Origin of the sequence: Piscinibacter sp., from assembly GCF_050175855.1 — a bacterium.
Classification (GTDB): domain Bacteria; phylum Pseudomonadota; class Gammaproteobacteria; order Burkholderiales; family Burkholderiaceae_C; genus Piscinibacter.
This window is the reverse complement of sequence record NZ_JBFXIO010000432.1, coordinates 1-4,043: the sequence shown is the minus strand read 5'-3', so window position 1 is coordinate 4,043 and position 4,043 is coordinate 1. Positions and strand designations below refer to the sequence as shown.

Annotated in this window: 4 protein-coding genes; 3 read left to right on the top strand and 1 reads right to left on the bottom strand. The window is 71.3% G+C overall.

What is annotated here, in order from left to right:
* The 3 genes from AB7U92_RS23215 to ruvA all read left to right on the top strand — a co-directional run.
* Positions 1-1,700, top strand: a 1,700-nt coding sequence (locus AB7U92_RS23215; RefSeq protein WP_428582567.1) for a sensor histidine kinase, incomplete at its 5' end; no start/stop codon positions are given.
* A 43-nt stretch (positions 1,701-1,743) separates the two neighbouring features.
* Positions 1,744-2,397 carry a response regulator gene (locus tag AB7U92_RS23210; RefSeq protein ID WP_428582565.1) on the top strand — a complete coding sequence of 218 codons (654 nt, stop codon included), beginning with the start codon at positions 1,744-1,746 and terminating at the stop codon, positions 2,395-2,397.
* A 26-nt stretch (positions 2,398-2,423) separates the two neighbouring features.
* Positions 2,424-2,996, top strand: a complete 573-nt coding sequence (ruvA, locus tag AB7U92_RS23205; protein ID WP_428582563.1) for a Holliday junction branch migration protein RuvA — start codon at positions 2,424-2,426, stop codon at positions 2,994-2,996.
* On the opposite strand, the gene AB7U92_RS23200 is transcribed toward ruvA, so the two are convergent.
* Positions 2,977-4,043 (bottom strand): PepSY-associated TM helix domain-containing protein (locus tag AB7U92_RS23200; protein WP_428582561.1); only part of this gene is annotated, 1,067 nt, incomplete at its 5' end. The genes ruvA and AB7U92_RS23200 overlap by 20 nt on opposite strands.

Here is a 4,043-nt window from a genome sequence, read left to right as displayed (position 1 = left end):
ACGACTGGAGCGAGACCAACCCGCGGCAGGACGGCGGCGTCTGGTACCGCGTCGAGTTCGACCCCGGCCACGCCCTGGACCGCAACGACTTGCTCGGGCTGTACGTGCACCGCGCCTGCAGTGCGCTGGACGTGTATCTCAACGGCCGGCGCATCCACAGCGGCGGCCGGCCCGCCGGTTCGCTGGCGCGCGACTGCCACTATCCGCAGCTCGTCTCCCTGCCGGGCGGGCTGGTGTTGTCGCAAGGGAATGTGCTCGACCTGCACGTGCGTGGCCATTCGCTGCCGCACGTGGCCTCGCGCGACCGTGCCGGCGGCCTGTCGGAACTGCGCATCGGCGCCTACGACGAGCTGGCAACCCGCTACGCCGAGGCGGTGTTCTGGAACGTCACGCTGGTCAAGATCGTCAACCTCGCGCTGGCCACGCTGGGCGCGGTGATGGTGCTGCTGGCCTGGCGCCAGCGGCGCGACGCGCCGCTGGGCTACTACGGGATGATGGCCATCGGCCTGGCGCTGCTGTCGGCGCGCCACTGGTGGCGCGCGGTGCCGCTGGACAACGCCACCGTCGAGTTCCTCGTCTGCCTGGCTTTCACGCCGGTGCTGGCGCTGGCGGTGCAGTTCCTGCTCAGCTATGCGGGCGTGCGCTCGCGCATGATCGAGGCGGCGATGCTGGCCCAGTGCGTGGTGATGCCGATGAGCCTGCTGATGGCCGGCCCCTCGCGCCTGTTCGCGATGACCAGCGCCTGGTACGTGGTGCTGGCCCTGGAGACGACCGGCGCGATGCTGCTGCACCTGCGCATCAGCTGGCGCGACCGGCGCAGCGACTTCTGGCCGATGGCGCTGGCCTTGGCGGCCACCTCGGCGGTGATGCTGCACGAGCTGGCCGTGCAGCGCGGCTGGCTGCCGCTGCCGCAGGCGCCGCGGCTGCAGGTCTTCCTGCCGCTGATCCTGCTGGCCTTCGGTGTGCGGCTGCTGCTGCAGCGCGTCGGCACCGCCGCGGCCGTGCCCGACATGCGCTACGTCATCGACGCCAAGGTGCGCGAGCTCACGGCCGAGATCGAGCGTACCCATGCGCAGCAGGCCGACGCACGCATCGAGCAGGTCACCGAGAAGGAGCGCAAGCGCATCGCCGCCGACCTGCACGACGACCTCGGTGCGAAGCTGCTGACCATCGTGCACACCAGCGAGAGCGAGCGCATCTCGACGCTGGCGCGCGAGGCCCTCGAGGAGATGCGGCTGTCGGTGCGCGGGCTGACCGGCAAGCCGGTGCGCCTGTCCGATGCGCTGGCCGACTGGCGCGCCGAGACGGTGATGCGCCTGGGCCAGGCCAACGTCGAGATCGACTGGAAGAGCCTGGCCGAGGACAGCGACCAGGTGCTGGCGGCGCGCGCCTACGTGCAGACCACGCGCATCCTGCGTGAGGCGGTGAACAACATCATCAAGCACAGCGGCGCCTCGCACGTGAAGGTTCGCTGCGCCATCACCGGCGAGCAGTTCGGCATCAACATCCAGGACAACGGCAAGGGCATCCCGATGGAGCTCGACGGCAAGCTCGACCGCGGCCACGGCATGACCAGCATGAAGCAGCGCGCCAAGCAGATGCAGGGGCAGTGCCTGGTCGAATCCGGCCCGGGATACGGCACCGTGATAAGGCTCACGTTGCCGCTGGGGCCGGAGGCGCCCGCCGCTCCGGCGCGCTGATACGATCGAACGCCGGGGCTGCAGCCCCGAGTGAGGACTCACCATGAAGAACATCCTGCTGCTCGAGGACCTGCCCGAGATCCGCGCCTGGCTGAAGGTGCTCATCCATCAGGTCTTCCCGGATGCGCAGATCTCGGAGTCGGCACGGGTGCACGACGCGCTCGGCCTGGTCAGCGCGGTGAAGTTCGACCTCGCGCTGGTCGACCTCGGCCTGCCCGACGGCTCGGGCGTCGACGTGGTCGCCGCGCTGCGCGAGCATCAGCCCGAGTGCCAGTCGGTGGTGGTGACCATCCACGACGACGACGAGCACCTCTTCCCCGCACTGCAGGCCGGTGCCTTCGGCTACGTGCTCAAGGAGCAGGCGCGCGAACTCATCGCCGAACAGCTCAGCCGCATGAGCCAGGGCGAGCCGCCGCTGTCGCCGTCGATCGCGCGCCGCGTGATCGCCTATTTCGCCGCGCAGGCCAAGCCGCAGAAGGACACCATTCCGCACGTGCAGCTGACCGACCGCGAGAACGAGGTGCTGCTGCGCGTGGCCAAGGGCTTCACGCTGCCGGAAATCGGCGTGCAACTGAACCTGTCGCGCCACACCATCGCCGACTACGTGAAGCAGATCTATCGCAAGCTCAACGTGAGCTCGCGCGCCGAGGCCGCGCTGGAAGCGCAGCGCCTGGGGCTGTTCGGACGCGGCCGCTGAGCTGGCGGGCGGGATAATCCCCGCCCATGATCGGACGCCTGAGCGGAACCCTCGCGGAGAAGAACCCGCCCCAATTGCTCGTCGACGTCAACGGCGTCGGCTACGAGGTCGACGTGCCGATGAGCACGTTCTACAACCTGCCCGGCCTGGGCGAGCGCGTCGTGCTGCTGACGCACTTCGTGGTGCGCGAGGACGCGCAGGTGCTGTTCGGCTTCCTGACCCACGAGGAGCGCAACACGTTCCGACAGCTGGTGAAGATCTCCGGCGTGGGCCCGCGCACCGCGCTGTCCATCCTCTCCGGCCTCAGCGTCAGCGAACTCGCGCAGGCGGTCAGCCTGCAGGAAACCGGCCGCCTGGTGAAGGTGCCGGGCATCGGCAAGAAGACCGCCGAGCGGCTGCTGCTGGAGCTCAAGGGCAAGCTCGGCGATGCGCTGGCCACGCCCGCAGCCGTGCAGGGCGACGCGCAAGCGGACATCCTGCAGGCCCTCGTCGCGCTGGGCTACAGCGACCGCGAGGCCGCCGCCGCGCTGAAGGCCCTGCCGGCCGACGTCGGCGTCAGCGACGGCATCAAGCTCGCGCTCAAGGCGCTGGCGCGCTGAGGGCCGCGAGACGCGAACGCCGCGCGCGTTCGCCGCGGCGACGGTCGAGCCAGCGCATCGTGCCGGTGATGGCCAGCAGCAGCGGCACGAAGCCCGCCGCGCACACGAGGAGGCGGCCCGGCAGGCCGAAGGCCTCGCCGTTGTGCAGCGGGTGCACCCAGGCAAGCAGCGTATCGCCGGCGCCCTGCACCCGCGCATCACGCACCGCCAGCACGTCGCCGCGCCAGGCATCGATCCACACCAGCGTGCGCGGAAAGCGCTCGCTCGGCTCGCCCGGCTGCTGCAGGCGGATGCGGTAGGCGCCGGTGGCCGGCTCGGGCGTGTCGATCCAGCGCGGCACGCCCTGCGGGAAACGCTCGCGCGCGCGATGCAGCGCGGCGTCGATGCCGATGAACGCGGCGTCGGCATACGGCGGCTCGGCCCGCGGCGGCACCACGGTCAACGGCGGGCTCAGCCGCGCGACGGCCGGCTCGATGACTTCCGGCCAGGCCAGCACCACGCCGGTGAGCGCGAGCAGCGCGGTGAGCAGCAGCGGGTAGATGCCACCGAGGCGATGCAGGTCGAACACCTGCCGCGGCCGGCCGGCACCGCGCTTGAGGCGCCAGGCCGCGGCGCGCTGCACCGGCGTGGGCCACCACAGCCACACGCCGGTGAGCAGCGAGGCGGCCAGCAGCGCGCCGAGGCCGCCCACCGCCCAGCGACCGGCATCGCCGGCCAGCAGCGTGTAGTGCAGGTCGTAGACCCAGGTCATCGCCGTGTCGCCCCAGAAGCGGCTGGCCAGCACCTCATGCCTGGCCGGATGCACCGTCGCCAGCAGCGGCGCAAAGCCCTCGCCCGCGGTCTCCCGCGGCCGCAGGTAGCGCGCCGTGACCAGGCCCTGCCCTCTGGGCGGCAGCTCGATGCGCCAGCTGCCGTCGCGCTGCGGATGCGCGGCCTGCAGCGCCCTCAGCACCGGTTCGTAGCGATGCACCGTGCCGTCGGCGGGCCGCCAGGCCAGCCGCGGGTTCAGCAGCGCATCGAGCTCGGTGTAGAAGACCAGCAGGCTGC

Bases quoted from the DNA above. Each gene is read 5' to 3' on its own strand.
- AB7U92_RS23210 (WP_428582565.1), top strand. From the start codon at position 1,744: ATGAAGAACATCCTGCTGCTCGAGGACCTGCCCGAGATCCGCGCCTGG.
- ruvA (WP_428582563.1), top strand. From the start codon at position 2,424: ATGATCGGACGCCTGAGCGGAACCCTCGCGGAGAAGAACCCGCCCCAA.